Source organism: Oscillospiraceae bacterium, assembly GCA_035353335.1.
Lineage (GTDB): Bacteria > Bacillota > Clostridia > Oscillospirales > JAKOTC01 > DAOPZJ01.
This window is the reverse complement of the sequence record DAOPZJ010000021.1, coordinates 1-17,967: the sequence shown is the minus strand read 5'-3', so window position 1 is coordinate 17,967 and position 17,967 is coordinate 1. Positions and strand designations below refer to the sequence as shown.

Annotated in this window: 18 protein-coding genes; 10 read left to right on the top strand and 8 right to left on the bottom strand. The window is 53.6% G+C overall.

The features are described from left to right. Positions 1 to 198 precede the first annotated feature (198 nt). Together PKH29_06050 and PKH29_06045 are read right to left on the bottom strand one after the other, a co-directional pair. Positions 199 to 456 (bottom strand): hypothetical protein, encoded by a 258-nt coding sequence (locus PKH29_06050; GenBank protein HNX14400.1) that lies wholly within the window; start codon positions 454 to 456, stop codon positions 199 to 201. Positions 457 to 666: 210 nt separating this feature from the next. Further along, on the bottom strand, positions 667 to 1,206 hold the full coding sequence (locus tag PKH29_06045) for a stage V sporulation T C-terminal domain-containing protein (protein ID HNX14399.1): 540 nt from the start codon (positions 1,204 to 1,206) through the stop codon (positions 667 to 669). Positions 1,207 to 1,420: 214 nt separating this feature from the next. Between PKH29_06045 and PKH29_06040 the strand changes: the two genes are divergently transcribed. Further along, a complete protein-coding gene (locus PKH29_06040; GenBank protein ID HNX14398.1) occupies positions 1,421 to 2,893 on the top strand; it encodes a hypothetical protein in 1,473 nt (490 codons plus the stop codon). A 45-nt stretch (positions 2,894 to 2,938) separates the two neighbouring features. Here the strand turns inward: PKH29_06040 and PKH29_06035 are convergent, their stop codons facing one another. Then, positions 2,939 to 3,136, bottom strand: coding sequence for a hypothetical protein (locus tag PKH29_06035; GenBank protein HNX14397.1), 198 nt, complete (start codon positions 3,134 to 3,136; stop codon positions 2,939 to 2,941). A 59-nt stretch (positions 3,137 to 3,195) separates the two neighbouring features. Next, complete coding sequence (locus tag PKH29_06030; protein HNX14396.1) at positions 3,196 to 4,245, bottom strand: hypothetical protein; 1,050 nt, start codon at positions 4,243 to 4,245, stop codon at positions 3,196 to 3,198. A 185-nt stretch (positions 4,246 to 4,430) separates the two neighbouring features. On the opposite strand from PKH29_06030, the gene rsxC reads away from it, so the two are divergent. The 9 genes from rsxC to PKH29_05985 all read left to right on the top strand — a co-directional run bounded on the left by rsxC (position 4,431) and on the right by PKH29_05985 (position 12,539). Next, entirely contained in the window at positions 4,431 to 5,774 is a 1,344-nt protein-coding gene (gene rsxC / locus PKH29_06025) for an electron transport complex subunit RsxC (GenBank protein HNX14395.1), read from the top strand. Then, a complete protein-coding gene (locus tag PKH29_06020) occupies positions 5,771 to 6,748 on the top strand; it encodes an RnfABCDGE type electron transport complex subunit D (protein HNX14394.1) in 978 nt (325 codons plus the stop codon). The genes rsxC and PKH29_06020 overlap by 4 nt, the downstream gene beginning before the upstream one ends. After that, positions 6,745 to 7,800 carry an FMN-binding protein gene (locus tag PKH29_06015; protein HNX14393.1) on the top strand — a complete coding sequence of 352 codons (1,056 nt, stop codon included), beginning with the start codon at positions 6,745 to 6,747 and terminating at the stop codon, positions 7,798 to 7,800. Before PKH29_06020 ends, PKH29_06015 begins: the two co-directional genes overlap by 4 nt. After that, positions 7,800 to 8,498, top strand: coding sequence for an electron transport complex subunit E (locus tag PKH29_06010; GenBank protein HNX14392.1), 699 nt, complete (start codon positions 7,800 to 7,802; stop codon positions 8,496 to 8,498). Before PKH29_06015 ends, PKH29_06010 begins: the two co-directional genes overlap by 1 nt. Beyond that, positions 8,495 to 9,091 carry an RnfABCDGE type electron transport complex subunit A gene (locus PKH29_06005; GenBank protein ID HNX14391.1) on the top strand — a complete coding sequence of 199 codons (597 nt, stop codon included), beginning with the start codon at positions 8,495 to 8,497 and terminating at the stop codon, positions 9,089 to 9,091. The genes PKH29_06010 and PKH29_06005 overlap by 4 nt, the downstream gene beginning before the upstream one ends. 4 nt (positions 9,092 to 9,095) lie before the next feature. Further along, positions 9,096 to 9,923: an RnfABCDGE type electron transport complex subunit B gene (locus PKH29_06000; protein ID HNX14390.1), complete on the top strand. Its 828-nt coding sequence runs from the start codon at positions 9,096 to 9,098 to the stop codon at positions 9,921 to 9,923. A gap of 106 nt (positions 9,924 to 10,029) precedes the next feature. Further along, on the top strand, positions 10,030 to 11,157 hold the full coding sequence (locus tag PKH29_05995) for a DUF3048 domain-containing protein (protein ID HNX14389.1): 1,128 nt from the start codon (positions 10,030 to 10,032) through the stop codon (positions 11,155 to 11,157). A 21-nt stretch (positions 11,158 to 11,178) separates the two neighbouring features. Continuing rightward, positions 11,179 to 12,129, top strand: a complete 951-nt coding sequence (locus PKH29_05990) for a class B sortase (protein HNX14388.1) — start codon at positions 11,179 to 11,181, stop codon at positions 12,127 to 12,129. A 65-nt stretch (positions 12,130 to 12,194) separates the two neighbouring features. After that, on the top strand, positions 12,195 to 12,539 hold the full coding sequence (locus tag PKH29_05985; GenBank protein HNX14387.1) for a hypothetical protein: 345 nt from the start codon (positions 12,195 to 12,197) through the stop codon (positions 12,537 to 12,539). A 165-nt stretch (positions 12,540 to 12,704) separates the two neighbouring features. Here the strand turns inward: PKH29_05985 and PKH29_05980 are convergent, their stop codons facing one another. From PKH29_05980 to PKH29_05965, 4 genes are all read right to left on the bottom strand, one after another. Continuing rightward, entirely contained in the window at positions 12,705 to 13,832 is a 1,128-nt protein-coding gene (locus PKH29_05980) for a glycosyltransferase (protein HNX14386.1), read from the bottom strand. Between the two features lie 81 nt (positions 13,833 to 13,913). Beyond that, positions 13,914 to 15,041, bottom strand: a complete 1,128-nt coding sequence (locus PKH29_05975) for a nitrilase-related carbon-nitrogen hydrolase (protein ID HNX14385.1) — start codon at positions 15,039 to 15,041, stop codon at positions 13,914 to 13,916. Beyond that, positions 15,038 to 15,724 carry a hypothetical protein gene (locus PKH29_05970; protein ID HNX14384.1) on the bottom strand — a complete coding sequence of 229 codons (687 nt, stop codon included), beginning with the start codon at positions 15,722 to 15,724 and terminating at the stop codon, positions 15,038 to 15,040. The genes PKH29_05975 and PKH29_05970 overlap by 4 nt, the downstream gene beginning before the upstream one ends. A 44-nt stretch (positions 15,725 to 15,768) precedes the next feature. Next, positions 15,769 to 17,496 carry an ABC transporter ATP-binding protein gene (locus tag PKH29_05965; protein ID HNX14383.1) on the bottom strand — a complete coding sequence of 576 codons (1,728 nt, stop codon included), beginning with the start codon at positions 17,494 to 17,496 and terminating at the stop codon, positions 15,769 to 15,771. Positions 17,497 to 17,967 lie beyond the last annotated feature (471 nt).

The window sequence follows — 17,967 nt, the reverse complement described above, 5'->3', positions numbered from 1 at the left end:
CGTATTTTACCGGCATTCATGGTCTCGCGCATACAATGCGCCGCCAGAGGAATACCTGCGTTAATGTTTTTGTCATCAACCCCCGGCCGGAACAGCCGGAAACAAATGCTTAAGGATTATATCACAGTTTAAAAGGGATTGCAAGCGTTTTTTATGTATAATCCAAAGATAAGGTGGTTAGGACACAATTAATCGATGTTAACCAATAATGCGTTTATCAGTCAACAATGAATAAACATATGATGGACCCATGACCATACTATTAATCTGCCCCGGACCTTCCAGCGGAAGCATCTTAGCTGCTTTTTCAAAATTTATCTTTGCCAAAGGGTAATTAGTTCTGTTAGGAACAACACATCCGCCTTTTATTTTATATGTAAAAGGTAAATGCGTTTTCGTATAAAATTCTGCACCTTCGTGCTTTAAGATATTATCCCAGATATGTTGAAACTCCATTTATATCTCCTCTAAAATCAAGATGGTTAAATTATACATCTTTTCATTCAGGTAAAACAAGATAATTTTGTATGTATGTTTTACATTATAATAAATTTGTGACTGCCCGCGCGTTTGTGCGGGCAGTCAGATAAATACCATTTCAATCGCTAAATAGCGTGGCATTCTTTATTGCGTCAAATCACGACGCTGTTTTACTCAAACCGACATTTACCCTTCGAGCTGGCGGCCCAAAAACGCGGCCGCGACGTTGATCATCTTGACGTCGCTGTCTTTCGGGACGGTGCTGTTTTCGTCCGACATCATCATCACCGCGCCGCAGACGTCGCCCGCCGCCAGAATCGGGATCGCGATGGACGCGGTGCGCTCAATGCCTTCGATGGCCGCCAGATGTTTCAGGCCCGGTTTCGCGACAAACGGCTTGCGCTGCTCCATCACTTCCTCGAGCAGAGGCGAGACCCTCCGTTCCAGCACTTCCTTTTTCGAGACCCCCGACGCCGCGATCACATGGTCGCGGTCGCAGATGATGACGGGGTCGGTGCTGTTTTTGAACATGACCTCCGCGTAGATGCTTGAAACTTCGGTCAGTTCGCCGATGGGCGAATACTTTTTAAAGATGACCTCTCCGTCGGCGTTCGTGAAAATTTCGAGCGGGTCGCCCTCCCGGATGCGCATGGTGCGCCTTATTTCCTTTGGAATGACCACCCGGCCCAAATCGTCGATTCTCCTGACGATTCCTGTTGCCTTCATATATGAAATTCCTCCGAATTTGCAGATTTTTTGCCGCATGTTGCGACATTTCCCAATCATTATCTGCAAAATGCCCGTTTTTATTCGATGGCGGAAGCTCCGTACAAATTTGGTAAAAGAGTGCCTCATATGCTTATTATTGTAATATCCCGAAAGGAATGTTATAATAATCCCGAACGAAAAATCGGATTTCTTGGGGAAAGCCGGTGGAATTTTGGAAAATATCAAATCGAATCAAAATCAAAAAGCGCAAAAAGGCCTTTTTTTCCTGATTTTTATCCCGTGTCTGCTGATCAGTCAGGCGCTTGACAACGACGTCTGGTTTTTATTGAACAGCGGAAGATACGTTCTTCATAACGGATTTCCCGTCACGGAGCCGTTCACGGTTCATGAGGGCCTTTCGTTTGTGATGCAGCAATGGCTGACTTCGTCGCTGTTTTGGACGGTGTACGCAAAGCTCGGCGTCTTCGGCCTGTTCGCTTTGGTCATGATTTTTTACTGCCTGATCGTTTTTATCCTCTATAAAATCAGCATGCTGGTCTCGGAAAACAATTTCATTGTCTCTTACGGGATAACGATGCTGACCGGCGCATTGATCACGCCGTTCATGGTGACAAGGCCGTATATCATTTCCACACTTTTGATTGTACTGGAGATTTTTTGCCTCGAGAGTTATATTATCAGGGGGAAAAAGGAATACCTGTATATTCTGCCCGTTTTATCGGCGTTGGAAATAAATTTTCACGCCGCGATGTGGCCGATGTTGTTTGTGATTTTAATCCCGTATTGGATCGATGCTTTCAAGTTCCGCTTTCTGTTTATCAAGGGGCAGGGATATCCGAAAATATCGTTTTTGATCGTTTCAATCCTGATGTTTGCGGCGGGATTCGCGAATCCTTACGGGTTTGACGCGATGACCTATCTGTTCAAATCTTACGGGTACCCCGAAATCAGCTATATGGTGCAGGAGATGCTGCCCGCCGACATCAATGTCGGTTTCGGAAAGTGGATTTTCGGAACTCTCCTGGCGGTGACACTGACATATATACTTTATAAAAAAGGGAACACAAAACTCCGCTATGTCTTGCTGACGCTCGGAACGGCATTTCTCGCGCTTTCTTCGATGCGGGGATTTTTGTTCTTTTCGATCTGCGGCCTTTTCCCGCTCAGTTACTTTTTACGGGAGGCAAAAATAAAAGAAAAAACGCCGTCTTCTCCGAAACGGCAGGTTTTGATCAGAATTTTATTAATCGCTGCCGTTTGCGCGGCGCTCGTTTTCGGGCTCGCGGATAAATATCAGAAATCGGTTCGATTCGCTTCCAAACCCGACGGAGCGGACGCGGTGGGTTATCTTCTGGAGCATGCCGATCCCGATACCGCTGTCGTATATACTTCTTATGACGTCGGCGGTTATGCCGAATATATGGGGTTCAGGTGTTACATTGACCCCAGGGCGGAGGTCTTTGTCAAAAATAACAACGGCAAAAAAGACATCATGCGGGAGTATTATGACCTCCAGAGGGGACGGATCTATTATCAGGATTTTTTGAGCAGATATGATTTTACGCACCTTTTGGTGCCGAAAGGCGATGTTTTATACACCTGTCTGCCGCATGACGCCGGGTATAAACTGATCTATGAAGATGCGGATTACCGGTTGTTCGAGCGACTGGCAAATCAATCATAAGCAATCAAAAAGCCGTCGGAGCAATCCGGCGGCTGATTTTATGTTTTATAGCTTGAACTCGTTCTCCGAGTGTTCGGCAAGAACACGCGGCGGTTTCGGAACGCGCAGCAAAGGGTCGTATTTAAAGCGGAAACAGGCGGTTTTGCCCCGCGTTTCGGCGCGTCTGCGGCATTCGGATTTCCCGATGCCGAGTGTGCAATAGGCGCAGGCGGGCGTGATTTTCTTATCCTCGGTATTTTTCATAATCGATATCCTTTATCGCATCAAAAATAAAGAGCTGCTGTCAGATTCATTCGCGGCTTTTAAAGACCGTTCTCATTATACCGCTTTCGGAGCAAATTTGCAAGCGAGAGTGCGAATCCGCAGAACACGAGCAGCAGCGCCGCCGGCACTTGGTTTTCCCGAACGGCCGCAAGGGTCTCGGCTGTGACTTCATGTATTTCGACCGGGAAAATCAGCGTGAGCACAGCCGCGAAACCGGCGGAGAGCGCAGCGTGGGCGAATCGGAAGAAAAAGAGTTTTTTCAAACCGAAAAACCGTGCGCTGAACGAGACGATCTGAATTATGACCGAGACGCCGCCGAAACCGAGCGCTGCCGCGCAAAAGGGCAGCGAGCCGGTTCGGCTGAGTGCGCCGACGCCGCCGGTGACTTCGAATAACGGCGATAAAATCATCGTACCGCCGCCGAAAATCTCCGAGAGCACGGAGACGGCCGCGCAGGAAAGCGCGATCGCCGCGCAGGCGGTCAAAGACGCGCCCGCCGCGCCCGAGACGGCGTCGCAGAAGACGGCCGACAGAGGTTCATAGGCCTCTTTGCTTTGCTTCGGGAAAACTTTCAGGGTTTTGACGCGGCTGACAAGCGCGAGCACCGCGGAGGCCGCCCAGCCCGAAAACATCAATAAAAAGCCCGCTTTGACGCTGTTGAAAAGAGTTCCGCCGACCGCGCCGATCACGAAAGACGGACCCGGGTTGATGCAGAAAATCATCAACCGTCCGGCTTCTTCCGGGCTTAACGCGCCCCGTTCGAGCTGTTTTTTCGCGGCGATCGCGCCCGACGGATAACCGCCCAGAAAACCCGATACGAGCACGATGGCGCCGCCGTCACTTACCCGGAAAAACCGGCAGAGCGGGGAGAGCAGTTTGCGAAGCACCGCCTCGGCGGGAGTCCCGGCGATGAAAAAGACGAGAAAATACATCGGGAGCATCGCGGGGATGAACAGGCCCGCCGCCAGCGTCAGCCCGTGCGAAATGCCGGCCGCCGTCTGCCGCGGAAACGCGGCAAGAAGGCCCAGGCAGGCGGCGCAAATGATGAAAATGAAAACGGCGGTGACGCCGCGGCGCTTTTCGCTCATTTAATCCTCTTTTCCGAATGGTCGGGCGGTTTAAACGGCTTGTATCGTGAAGCATTGATTTCCCCAACGGGAACAACGCTTCCCTATATATACTGACTCTTGGGGGTAAAGTTGACACCATTTCCCGTTGACACCAAAATTCATTTATGTTAAAATTACGGCAGAACCAAGGAAGGGATGAGTCGATGGGACTAAACGGACGAATCTCCGCTCTTTTCGGCATGGAAAGAGGCGTTCATCCGCCGCACTGCAAGAACACCGTGGAGTGCGCGACGGTCGAAATGCCCGCGCCGGAGAGGGTGGTTGTCTCCATGCTCCAGCATATCGGGGCGCCCTGTATTCCCACGGTCGCAAAAGGCGACCGCGTGGAAATCGGTCAGATCATCGGCGACAGCACCGCACAGATCTGCGCGCCGATTCATTCGGGCGTGAGCGGAAAAGTCCTCGCAATCAGCGAGATCATCCTCCCGGGCGGCACGAAAACGGCCGCCGTCGAAATCGAAAACGACGGCCAACACCGCGTTTTCGGCGGCGTCACCCCTCCCCACGTCCACGGCAAAGAGGATTTGGTGACCGCGGTGCGCGCGTCCGGCCTTGTGGGCCTCGGCGGCGCGGGTTTCCCGGCGCACGTCAAATTCGCGCTTTACAAACAAAACTGCATTGACACGCTCATCATCAACGGCGCCGAATGCGAGCCCTACATAACCTCCGACAACCGCGAGAGCCGCGAAAACACCTGGGACATCATGAACGGCATTATGGTCACGGCCGAACACTTCAACGCCAAAGAGATCGTGATCGCCATCGAAAACGACAAGCCCATCGCCATCGCGGAGCTGACCAAAGTCGCAAAGACCTGCACGACCGAAGGACATCGGATCCGCGTGCAGTCCATCCCGACCCGATATCCCCAGGGCGCGGAAAAAATGTTGATTTACAGCACCACCGGACGCAGAGTCCCTGCGGGAAAACTGCCGTCCGACGTCGGCTGCGTTGTGATGAACATCACCTCCACGGCGTTTATCAGCCGATATCTCAAAGACGGGATGCCGCTCGTCGCCCGCCGGATGACCATTGACGGCAACGGCGTCAAAAACCCCGGCAACCTGCGCGTGACCATCGGAACCCGGATCAAAGACATCGTGGAGTTCTGCGGCGGCTACGCGCCGGACGCCAACCGCATCATCATGGGCGGCCCGATGATGGGCATCTGCGTCTACACCGACGAACAACCGGTGCTCAAACAAAACAACGCGATTCTGATTTTTGCCGGAGCGGGCGGGGAAAAGGAACCCGAGCAACCCTGCATCCGCTGCGGCCGCTGCGCGAATACCTGCCCGATGAACCTCGCGCCGTATGAATTATATAAGGCCTACCTGCGCGGCGACGCCGCGGATTTGGAGAAAAAAGGCGTGATGGACTGCGTCGAGTGCGGGTGCTGCTCTTATATCTGCCCGGCCAGGCGGCAGCTGACCCAGATGATGCGGCTCGGCAAGGTCTACGCCAAAAAGCAGGGAGGGAAAAGATGATGGAAAAACGGTTTATCGTCACCTCCTCGCCGCACATGACCACCGCTTCGTCCACGCGGCGCATTATGCTCGACGTGATCATCGCGCTGCTGCCCGCGGGAATCGCGGGGTGCGTGATGTTCGGGTGGTACAGCGCCGTGCTGATCGTGTCGACGGTGGCTGCGGCTGTTGTGTTTGAATATCTTTTCAGGAAACTCACCAAACGCGAAAACTCGGTCGGCGACCTCTCAGCGGTCGTGACCGGGCTTTTGCTCGCTTATAACCTCCCGCCGAAATTCCCGGTCTGGATGGCCGTGATCGGCGCTTTCACCGCCATCGTCATCGTCAAACAGTGCTTCGGCGGTATCGGGCAGAATTTCGCGAATCCCGCGATCACCGCGCGCATCGTTTTGCTCGTCTCTTTTCCGACGGCGATGACCGCCTGGCGGACGGCCTATGACGGCGTCTCCTCGGCGACGCCGCTTGCGATGATGAAGACCGGCACCGTGCTTGTCCCGGACGGCACGACGATTTTAGGCGCTTTGGTCGGCAATGTGGACACGATCGGCTGCATCGGGGAAGTCAGCCGTCTGCTGCTTTTGGCGGGCGGTCTTTATCTGTTTATCCGAAAAGTCATTACGCCGGTCATCCCGCTCTGTTTTATCGGTACGGTCGGGCTGCTCACCCGGATATTCGGCGCGGACCCGGTGATGCAGATGCTCTCCGGAGGCCTGATTCTGGGCGCGGTCTTTATGGCCACCGACTATGCCACCAGCCCGACGAATCTCTTGGCGAAAGTGATTTTCGGCATCGGCTGCGGCTTTTTCACGGTCGTGATAAGGCTGTGGTCGAATCTGCCCGAGGGCGTCTCCTATTCGATTTTGATTATGAACGTATTGACGCCGTTGATCGAGATGGCGACCTATCCGCGCCCGTTCGGCACTGACCGCAAAAGGCGTCTGAAAGGCCCCCCGAAGGAGGCGGCGAAACCATGAACAAACACTATCTGAAACCGATTTTGGTGCTGTTGATTTTGTGCTTCACGGTCGCCGCGGCGGTCTCGGTCACCAATTATTTCACCGCCGAAAAAATCGCTGCCGAAGATGCCGCGAAAGTCACCGAGAACATCGCCCTGCTTCTGCCCGGCACGACCGAAAACACCGAGACCGAGTGCGACGCGTTCACCTATTACGATTGTTCCGGTTCGGACGGAAAGTCGCTCGGCAGAGTTTATCTGATCGACGCCAAAGGTTACGGCGGCCCGATCTCGCTGATGGTCGGCGTCAAACCGGACGGCACCGTCGCTGGAATTTCGATCGTCTCCTCCTCCGAGACCCCGGGGATGGGCAAAAAAGCCGAAAGCCCCGATTTTTACGGACAGTTTGCCGATAAAAAAGCAGATTCGTTCACGGTTGTAAAAAGCGACGCGAAGGCCGACGACCAGATCAACGCCATTTCGGGCGCGACGATCACCTCAAAGGCGATCACCGACGCCGTCAATACCGTGTTAGAACATTTTAACGGCAGTGGGCAAGCGGTTACCTCTGCGGCCGCGTCTGAGGTCTCATCCGAAGTTTCGTCTGCGGTCCCGGTCACCGAATCGAATACAGCTGTAGACACGAAAATCCTTGAAAACATCAAATTATTATTGCCCGGAACAACCAAAAACACCGGAACTGTCAGCAATAAATTCACTTATTATGATTGTACGGATATCAACGGTGTCGCCCTCGGAAGGGCTTATTTGATCGATAGTGAGGGTTACGCCGGTCCGATCACACTGCTGGTCGGCATTAAAGCGGACGGCGTCGTAGCCGGCGTCTCGATTTTGGCTTCTTCCGAGACTCCGGGCAGGGGTCAAAAGGCCGAAGACCCCGCGTTTTACGGTCAATTCACCGATAAAAACGTCAAGCAGTTCTCGGTTGTCAGGGGTACGGCAAAATCCGATGACCAGATCAGCGCCATTTCGGGCGCGACGATCACCTCAAAGGCGATCACCGATGCGGTCAATACGGTGCTTGCGCACTTTAACGGAGGTAAGCAGTGATGTGGAAGACGCTGACCAACGGAATATTAAAAGAAAACCCGGTTTTCAGGTTGATTCTCGGCACCTGCCCGACCCTCGCGCTGACCACGATGGCGAGCAACGCCCTCGGAATGGGGCTTGCGGCGACTTTTGTGCTGGTCGGCTCGAATCTCGTCATTTCGCTGCTGCGAAAAATTATCCCCGATAAAATCCGGATCCCCGCTTACATCACGGTGATCGCCGGTTTCGTGACGGTCGTCCAGATGCTCGTCAAGGCCTATACGCCCGAACTCGACGCGCAGATGGGCATCTATCTGCCGTTAATCACGGTCAACTGCATCATCCTGGCGCGCGCCGAGATGTTCGCGAACAAAAACACCGTGCTCGCCTCGGTGCTCGACGGCATCGGAATGGGGATCGGCTTCACGGCGGCGCTGCTCGTGATGGGCAGCATCCGCGAACTGATCGGGAACGGCACGATTTTCGGAATGGCCGTCACGCAGGGCCATATCGAGCCGATGCTCATTATGATACTGCCGCCGGGCGGCTTCTTTGTATACGGCATTTTAATCGCTTTGGTCAATAAAATCACCGGCAAACCGGTGACCAATGCCGGATGCGAGGCCTGCGGCGCGCGCGAATTCTGCGGCAAAGCCGAAAAAGACGCCTGCGCGGACGCGATTCCGGCCAAAGAACCGGAGGGGGTGAAAGTGAAATGACGAAAATTCTCGCCATTGTCATCGCCGCGATTCTGACCAACAATTTCGTGCTTTCGAAGTTTCTCGGCATTTGTTCTTTCCTCGGGGTCTCTCAGAAACTCAATACTTCCGTGGGTATGAGCGCGGCGGTCACCTTCGTCATGGTGCTCTCGACGGCGGTCACCTGGCCGATTCAAATCTTTCTGCTCGACCCCAACGGCCTCGGCTATATGCAGACCATCATCTTCATCCTGGTCATCGCGATTTTGGTTCAGCTGGTCGAGATGGTCCTGAAAAAATACATTCCGCCGCTGTACAAGGCGATGGGCATTTATCTGCCGCTGATCACGACAAACTGCGCCATCATGGGCGTGACGATTCTGAACATCGACCAGGGCTACACCTTCGCCGAGGCGATGGTCAACTCCTTCGGCTGCGGGATCGGCTATCTCGTGGCGATGGTGCTGTTCACCGGAGTCCGCTCGAGAGTGGAAGCCGGAGACGTGCCGAAATCCCTGCGGGGACTTCCGATATTACTGATCGCGGCGTCGATCACGGCGTTATGTCTGCTCGGTTTCGCCGGTCTTGCCGACGGGCTTTTCGGAGGTAAATAATCTTATGAGTGACATCATTCTTCCGATTATCATCGTCTCCGCCATCGCGCTGTTCGGCGGCGTGCTGCTCGTGGCCTGCTCGGTGTTTATGACCGTTCCGGTCGATGAACGGGAAGCCAAGATCCGCGACGCGCTTCCGGGCGCGAATTGCGGCGGCTGCGGATTTGCCGGCTGTTCGGAATACGCGGCCGCGGTCGCGGGCGGGAACGCGCCGGCTTACCTGTGCGTGCCCGGCGGAACGGCGACCGCCGAAAAGATCGGCAAGATCACCGGACTCGGCGTCATCCGGATCGTGCCGAAGACCGCCGTCGTCTGCTGCGGCGGCTCCAAGGACAAAGTGGAAATCAAAATGAATTACCGCGGGATCAGGACCTGTGCCGCCGCCTCGACCTTTTACGGCGGAATCAGCGCCTGTACCTACGGCTGCATGGGCCTCGGCGACTGCGCCGCGGTCTGCGTCTACGGCGCGATGAAGATCGAACACGGACTGGCGAAAGTCGACCAGAGCAAATGCACGGGGTGTTCCACCTGCGCAAAGGCCTGTCCGAAAGGCCTGATCAAATTGGTCCGGACCGATGCGACGCACATCGTGCTGTGTTCCAGCCATGACAAGGGCGCGACGACCCACAGGACCTGTGAAGCGGGCTGCCTCGGCTGCGGCAAATGCGTGAACACCTGCCCGAGCGGCGCCATCGTACTCGACAACAATCTCGCGGTCATCGACCCGGCAAAATGCACGGGCTGCGGCGCCTGCGTCGGCGTCTGCCCGACCGGCGCGATCCATTCCCGCAGGAAATTCGCGGACGCATTTCCCGCGCGAAAATCGTCTTGACACAAACGCGTTTTAGTGGTAATATGCAGCGTGATTTTCCGACGGCAAAAAAGACTTGTAACAAACCGGACTTGAAAAACGTCTTTGTGAGAAGGAGGTGCCCCCGATGAGAAGAACGCTCGCCGCCCTTTTGATTTTTTCTTTGTTTTTGGCGGCCGGCTGCGGAACGGTGCAGGAATACAGCGGCCCTGAGTTTTCGGACCCGTGGGCGGGGCTTTCCTCCGAAGAGGCCTCGGCGCCTCCCGCAGTGTCCGAAACGCCGAAAAGCGCCGGAGCCGAGTATGTGTCTACCGGAACGCTCAATCCGCTGACCGGACAGAGCAACCTTCCGTCTTATATGGCGCGCACAAGGCCCGTCTCGGTGCTTATCAACAACTACGTCAAAGCGCTGCCGCAAAACGGCATTACGGCCGCGGATCTCGTGATCGAAGCCGAAGCCGAGGGCGGAATCACCCGCCTGCTCGCGTTTTATTCCGACTGGCGCTCCGCGCCCGTGATCGGCTCGATCCGCGAAGCCCGGCTGCATTTTCTCGATCTGGCCCAATCGTTTGACTCGATCATGGTTTACATGGGCGCGAACCAGGAGACGAAAGACGCTGCGAAAGCGCGGGGATACAAGACCCTCGACGCGGCCTATTATTCCGATAAAGAGCTGACCTACCGCGACGAAGAACTCAAAAAGACCCGCGCCGCCGAGCACACGGTGATGACAAACGGCGAAATGCTCACCAAAGTGATCTCCTCGTCAAAAATGCGCACCGCGCTCGGGGACGATTACCCGCAGACCTGTTTTAAATTCGCCGCCGGCGGCGAACTGGTCATTCCGCCGGCATTCCGGGCAAGAGCGGTTTATCTGCCGGTCGGATTGAACGCCGAATATCATTTCGACGAAACGACAGGCCTTTACATGCGGTCCCTCGCAGGCGCCGCGCAGACCGATCTCAACAACGGCGAACAGGTCGGCGTGACCAACGTCCTTGTGCTTTTTGCCAAACAATACGCGAATCCGAACGACGCAACGATGGTTACCATTGACATCAACGCCGGAGAGGGGTATTATTTCTCTATGTGCGGCGGCCGGAAGATTTACTGGCAGAAAGGCGTCGGGGAGACAGACCGGATCACGCTCTACGACGAAAAGGGCAATGAGCTGACACTCAACCAGGGCAGGACCTGGATCAACATCATATCGACAACACTTGCCGACCGGGTCACCTGGACGCAGATCGGCTGAAAACAGGAGATGCTAGGACATATGGAGAATCGAAAGAAGAAAAGACCCCTGACAAAACAGCAGAAACTGATGATGAACGGGCTGCTGGTGATTTTTATGGCGGCGCTGATTTTTTCCGGCGCGATGCTCGCGAACAACTATATCCGGGAATCCGCCGACCGGAAGCGCGTGGCCTCCGATCTGAATTTGTTTCAAAATCCCTCCATGGTGACCAATCCCGGCGAAGACCCCTATAAAGAAGTGGAATTCCCGGCGGGAATTCTCGAACAGCTCAAGCCGTTCTATGCGCGCAACCCGGAGCTTGTCGGCTTCATCACCATCGACGGCATCAAAGATTTCGGTTATCCGATCGTGCAGACCGACAACAACGATAAATATTACCGCAAAAACCTCGATTTGAAATATTCCAAAGAGGGCACCGCGTTCGTCGATTACAAGGTCGACCTGAACGCCCCGAACCAGAACATACTCATCCACGGACATAACAACAAAAACGGCCTGATGTTCGGCCCGCTCGAAAAATACAACGCGCTGATGTACGGGCTCGATCTCTATAAAAAAGCCCCCGTCATCAAATTCTACGGCATCAACGACGTCAGAGAGTTTAAAATCGTCGGTTTTGTCGTCGCCAACGTCAAATGGGAAGACGGCCCTACCTTCGATTTCGCCGTGACCGATCTCAGCGACCCCGCGGTGTTCAACAATTTCAAGACCGAAGTTGAGGCCAGAACGGTCGTCAACACGGGCTATTCGCTTGAATACGGCGACACCGTTATGACCCTGCACTCCTGCTGCTATTATTTCAAAAACGTGCGCTTCCTTGTGATCGCGCGCGCGCTGCGTCCGGGCGAGGACCCGAACGTCGATACAAACCTCGCCAAAATCGAATTCGACGCCGTGATGCCCGACACCTACGTCGATATCTACGACATCGGGACCCGCGCCGGCGCCTATTTCGGAAATCCCTCGTAAAGTCCGTTTTATCGGACTCCCCTCCGTGTATAGTGAAAGCACAACACGGAGGGGAGTTCTTTTTTATGAGAGAATATGCAAACGACAGATATAACGAAGAGATGCTCGACCGGGTCTTTTTATACGGGATGACCGGTCTGAAAAAACGCCTGAAGAAAGCGGAGAATGCGGTCGGGTTTATCGCCGCCTGCACGTTTTTCATCATCACGGCGCTGCTTGTCACGAGCGATTTCGGAAGCACCGCCGCGGGCGTGGTTTTTTCCGTTTTGATCGGCGGCGCCGTCGGCGGCGGGATCGCCTGCCTTTTGATCCCCATGAGGAAACAAAGGCGGAAACCGGCCGTTAAAAAGGGATTGTGCGCCGGGGAGAGAAGGGACAAGCGGATTGAAAAGGAGGGCAGCGCGGCGTAGAGATTTCATTCAGAATTCAGAATTAAGAATTCAGAATTAGGAATTTAATTAATTTATACATTAAGCAGGGCGCGGTCTTCGGACCGTGTCCGATTACGTTCTCGGGTATCAGCCGACGCATAGGAGATGAGCGCAGAGAAGTTTTCGGAAATCTCCGGATTCAATTTAGGGGCTGGAGTTCAAGCCCATATACAGCTTTTCAAGCCGTCTGATTTCTTTTTTCATATCGTATTCCGAAGTGCGGTCTTCAATCGCGCTTCTTCTTGTAATGTCAATCACTGCTTCCGCCCATTTTTCGGGGCTTTCATGAATGCTCATGGGGATTGCCAACGGGGAGATGAAAGCTTCTTTCGCAACGCTGTCCGACAAAACACAATGCAATCCGCTGACCTGCGCTTCAATCATCACGATTCTCAGCCCTTCAAATTTCGCGGGATACACAAACGCATCAACGGCTTTTAAGATGCGATGGATATCCGGCCGGGCTGACAGCACGATCGTCGATTGTTCCAGGCGCAGTCTTCTGACCTTCGCCATGATATCTTTCTTTGTTTCTCCGGTTCCCACCATAACCAGGAAAGCTTGATCATTGATTTTCTTTGTTTCATTGAATATATCGATTAAAAATTCATGATTCTTATACGGGGAAAATCTTCCGACATGCCCGATGACAAAGGCGTCTTCGGGGATTCCGAGTTCTTTGCGAACCTCCTCTTTTTTGATCCCGTTGTTATGAAAACGAGAAAAATCGATGCCGTTTCTGATAAAAACAGTGTTGTCGATATGAAATATTTCGTTGAGCTGATCTTTTGCTTCGGGATTAATCGAAATTAACCGAAGCGCGTGATTCTTGATTAAATAGTTCGCGGCCTTTTTTTCCGCGGCGTTTTTTCCTTCAAACAAATGTTCCGGCAGACTATGGCAGGTATAAAGCAGTCGGATCCCTTTCAGTTCTTTGCTGATGGGAACCAAATACTTCAACAGCGCCAAATGGACGTGAATGCATGTCGGATGGTATTGCTTAATGAATCGTTTCAGTTTCCTGCTGACAAAATACTTCCCGAAAACTTTATTGAAAGCTCTGACCGCCACGTTCCATTTTTTATATACCGCTATTATTTCCGTATCATTTGCGGCAATCGTTTTATAATTCGCCGTGGATTTATCAGCATGAATCACGACTGCTTTGACACAAAATAAAGTCGGATCCAACATTTTGGCATAATCTTTCACCAGCGTTTCGGCTCCGCCGTCGGCTAAAGAACCTATGAATTCAAAAACAGTGTCTGCCATTATTTTACCTCACCTTCCGTATTCGAAGTCGTGGGTATATCCGGTCAGGATGCGACAAATTCAAGCCTTTGGAGGCTTGATTTATTGTTTTGTGAAATCTTTGCTCTTTTTGATCAATTCTTCCGCGTATCGGCGGTCAAATGCGGGATTCGTCCGGCATCCGGGAAGGTCGTTTTTGTGCTGCGGAACCAAATCGATTTCTCCATATACCGCTGTTGATGAGTTGTGCTGCGGCGCTTCAATACTTTTCTTTCCGCTCGAGAGCGGAAACCAAATTCCCGCGCGGCCCGTAAAAACCATCGGAAAAGACGGTTTAGAAACCAAGGCCGACTTGATCGCGGCAAGCCCTGTTTCGCTCACTCTTGTCTGAGTTCCCCGGAGTGCCAGCCACGGCTGAAACTCCGCCATATCCCCGATCGGAACGATCGCGTAGTGCGCGCCGAGATGTTTGGCAATCCGAAAGGTTTCGAAATATGACGCATCCATACAAACCATGAGGGCGATATTTCCGATGGGAGTGGGCACGACCGATAACGCGTCTCCCGTGGAGATTCCCAGTTCCCGTTCTGTTTCGGTCAGATGGAGTTTATCCTGTATGCCGAGCACCGACCCGTCAGGCCCCAAGAAAATATGGCGATTATAGACCTTTCCGTTTTCCGGCGCAAGCAGCGTGCCGCAGGAGACGTACATCCCGTATCGCTTTGCGAAGCGCGCCATCAGTTCGGTATACCGGTTCTGTAAAAAATCAAAGGGCTGCAAAAGCTCCGGTAAGGGCGGTATTTGCCGCGGACCGGTCTTTTCTTTATTTTTTCGGACGCTTTTAGCTTTTGCCTCCTGAGAGGATTCCGGCGTTCTCTTTTTGAATTTGTTAAGCATCCGTAATCCGAATCGCACGCCCGGAAGCAGGCCAAGGGGCAGCATTCCGAAGAATTCCGGAAAGCAGATCAACTCCGTTTGGTGATCTTGCGCGTCGGAAAAAAAGCGGTCGATGTCTGCGGCCATTTTTTCAAGGCTGCTGTATAGCTTCACCTCTGCCTGAACGGCACACACGCGAACCGGGCTTTGATCCCCGGCGCTTCTCGGTTGAAAAGGACGCACGTCCGGCTTTGCCGGACGGTCCGGTAAAACCGCAAAGGCCTTTTTCAGTTTCGGTTCGGATAACCGCCGTCTTAAACTTTCGGAAAGTTGTCGGGCAAGCCAATGGATCATGCTTCCAGCTCCTTCCGATAACGCTCATAGAGCTTTGGATTCATGCTCTCGTAAACCGGAAACTCCCGATGCGCCCTTGCCAGATCCGCCGGATCAAATCCGCTCTCACCAAGCCCGCTCCCCCGGGGCGTCAACGCGCACGGGAGAATCAGAGCCCCGCCGGTTCGGCCCGCGGCCGCGACGGCGATCCCGTTCGCCTGTGCCGAAGCCCAAGGTCCGACAAAAAAGAGCCCGCGATCACCGCAGGCCGGCAAGTCCTCCGGCATATATTCGCATACAGAGTCGATCCTGATCCTCGCGGTCGATGCCATCAGGCACTTACAACCTTTGAACGCCGCAAGACGCGCGTATTGTGGCTGGAAAATATCCGCGTCGCAGCAAAGAGCGGCGGGTCCCCAGGGGGTATCAAATACGTTCACGTCGCCGCCTTTTTGAAAGCCGTCGTCCGGAAAGCAGGCCTGCTGCAAAATTTCCTGCCCTTTGCCGATCCAGGCCATGGCCGCACCGCCTTCATAGGCAAAAGGCGCCGTCACCACCGGAATACCCATCTCTTTTGAAAGCGTTCGGCATTTCATCAGGTGTTCTTTTGGCTGAATCAACCGGTTACCGGGGAGTATCATTGCGACCGAAGCGCTTTCGGCAGGCCTTTCCCCTTCGTGAATAAACGCGATTTCCATTCTCAATGAAATACGCCTCCGATCGATGCGGCTGTGGATTCTATATAAGTTCAGACCATGAAATTGTTGGCCTGGACGGCACAGAGCCGGGCGTAAACCCCGTTTTTCGAAAGCAGCTCGCTGTGGGTGCCCCGTTCGGCGATCCGCCCGTTCTCGAGAACCAATATCATGTCAGCACGGCGGATGGTGGAGAGCCGGTGGGCGATCACCAGCATGGTACGGCGTCCCGCCAGATTTTCGATGGCTTGCTGGATGGCGGATTCGGTTTCGGTGTCCACCGCGGAGGTCGCCTCATCCAAAATCAATACCGGCGTTTGACGCAATACCGCCCTTGCGATGGCGATTCGCTGTTTCTGCCCTCCCGACAGCCGCATCCCCCGCTCGCTGATTAAGGTGTCATAGCCGTTCGGCAGGGAGGCGATGAAATCGTGGGCGCAGGCGATGACGGCGGCGTCTTTGATCTGTGAGCGGGCGGCATCCCGGCAGCCGAAAGCGATATTGTCGGCGATCGTTCCGTTGAACAAAAAGACGTCCTGGAGCACGAGCGAAAGGTTTTGGCGAAGCGAACCGACCGAGGCGGTTTTGATATCGATCCCGTCCAATAATATGCGCCCCGACACCGGATCATAAAACCGCTCGACAAGCGAAGCCATGGTGGTTTTTCCCACCCCGGTGGCGCCGACGAGCGCAATCATCTGACCCGGCGCCGCGTGAAATGACACATCGGCCAAAACCGGTTCCTCGGGGTTATAATGAAAACTGACGTTTTCGAACGTGAGCGCTCCCGTGACGTCGGTCAAAGGCGCCGCATCGGGCGCATCGGTGATGTCTTCGGGCGCGTCCAAAATCTCCAAAACACGCTCGCCCCCCGCCATGGCCGACTGGACGTCCTCAACGGTGCGGGACAACATCGTGAGCGGCTGATAAAACAATCCCAGATACATAAAAAATCCCACGATATCGGCGGTCGTCAGCTTCCCGTTCAAGGCGGCAACTCCTCCGAACCCGATCACCGCCAGGGTTCCGAGAGAAGTCAACAGCTCGATCGAGGGATGAAAGATCGCATTCGCCTTGTTGGCATAGATGTTGACGGCACTGTATTGCTTTGAAAATTCGGTCATCGCCGCATCCTCGGCGCCTTCCATTCCAAAGGCCTGGATCTCTTTCATCCCGGCGAGGTGATCCTGTAAAGTACCGGACAGCTCGCCGAGCACCCGTTGATTGATGCGAAAAAGCGGAGCCACTTTTTTTGAAAAGAACGTGCCGACATACAGCACGAGCGGCACCGGCAGCAAAGTGATCAGCGCAAGCACCGGATGGATGAAGAAGATCATGACGGTGACACCAACTAACATCAGCAGGTTGGAGGCCAGGTCGGGCAGGGCATGCGCCATCAGCACTTCCAACAGACGGGTGTCGTTGATAACTCTGCTCATCAGCTGCCCGGTCTGTTTATCGGCATAAAATTTCATCGAGAGTTTTTGGAGTTTGGCGTACACCATCGCCGTCAGTTCACCGACAAAGTTCCATGCCGCCACATGGGTATAATACATGGCCAGATACCGGAAAACCGCCCGCAGCAGATACGATCCCAACAGGATCGCCGCCATCACCAATAATGTGTTTTTTGTCAGAGTGCCGTCGGTCAAAGACGCCGTCAAATTCCGCACCAGCGCCGGAGCCACAAGATTCATCAGTGCGGCTCCGACCAGTCCGGCGGTTCCGAGACCCAGCGCCCACCAATAATGCCGCACCATTTTTATGTATCGTTTGATCAATTTTTTGTTCTCCCTGAAAATAAGTCAACTTGCTCCCCGCGGGGGACTTTACGCGCGCGCGGCGATAATACTTCCGATTTCTCAGGTTCAAATGAGCATCGATTTCGGAAAGCTTCCCGTTCAGATTATATCGTGAAGCCGCTTAAAAATCAAACACAAGAATAAGCGGTAAGCGGCTTCACATTAGGGATAACCACTTTATTTTTACCTTGAATGTTTTACAATATCATATTGCGTGAATTTTTGATATCACCGCACTGTCGGCGTTAAAAACAGAGGGGCGGATATGAGGCTTTCGGCGCAGATAAAGAAATGCCGAAACGGCTTGGCGCCGTTATTTTTACCTCAAAGAAAAGAAAACGCCTCCGCAAAAAACCCGCGGAGGCGTTTGAATTTCAGAATTTCAGTATAATATCTTTGGGTCTTGACTAGAACAGAGGGTTATCACGGAACAATTTCAAGAGGATGTGG

Coding starts and splice junctions, on each gene's coding strand:
- PKH29_06050 (HNX14400.1), bottom strand. CDS start 456: ATGGAGTTTCAACATATCTGGGATAATATCTTAAAGCACGAAGGTGCA.
- PKH29_06045 (HNX14399.1), bottom strand. CDS start 1,206: ATGAAGGCAACAGGAATCGTCAGGAGAATCGACGATTTGGGCCGGGTG.
- PKH29_06035 (HNX14397.1), bottom strand. CDS start 3,136: ATGAAAAATACCGAGGATAAGAAAATCACGCCCGCCTGCGCCTATTGC.
- PKH29_06030 (HNX14396.1), bottom strand. CDS start 4,245: ATGAGCGAAAAGCGCCGCGGCGTCACCGCCGTTTTCATTTTCATCATT.
- rsxC (HNX14395.1), top strand. CDS start 4,431: ATGGGACTAAACGGACGAATCTCCGCTCTTTTCGGCATGGAAAGAGGC.
- PKH29_06020 (HNX14394.1), top strand. CDS start 5,771: ATGATGGAAAAACGGTTTATCGTCACCTCCTCGCCGCACATGACCACC.
- PKH29_06015 (HNX14393.1), top strand. CDS start 6,745: ATGAACAAACACTATCTGAAACCGATTTTGGTGCTGTTGATTTTGTGC.
- PKH29_06010 (HNX14392.1), top strand. CDS start 7,800: ATGTGGAAGACGCTGACCAACGGAATATTAAAAGAAAACCCGGTTTTC.
- PKH29_06005 (HNX14391.1), top strand. CDS start 8,495: ATGACGAAAATTCTCGCCATTGTCATCGCCGCGATTCTGACCAACAAT.
- PKH29_06000 (HNX14390.1), top strand. CDS start 9,096: ATGAGTGACATCATTCTTCCGATTATCATCGTCTCCGCCATCGCGCTG.
- PKH29_05995 (HNX14389.1), top strand. CDS start 10,030: ATGAGAAGAACGCTCGCCGCCCTTTTGATTTTTTCTTTGTTTTTGGCG.
- PKH29_05990 (HNX14388.1), top strand. CDS start 11,179: ATGGAGAATCGAAAGAAGAAAAGACCCCTGACAAAACAGCAGAAACTG.
- PKH29_05985 (HNX14387.1), top strand. CDS start 12,195: ATGAGAGAATATGCAAACGACAGATATAACGAAGAGATGCTCGACCGG.
- PKH29_05980 (HNX14386.1), bottom strand. CDS start 13,832: ATGGCAGACACTGTTTTTGAATTCATAGGTTCTTTAGCCGACGGCGGA.
- PKH29_05975 (HNX14385.1), bottom strand. CDS start 15,041: ATGATCCATTGGCTTGCCCGACAACTTTCCGAAAGTTTAAGACGGCGG.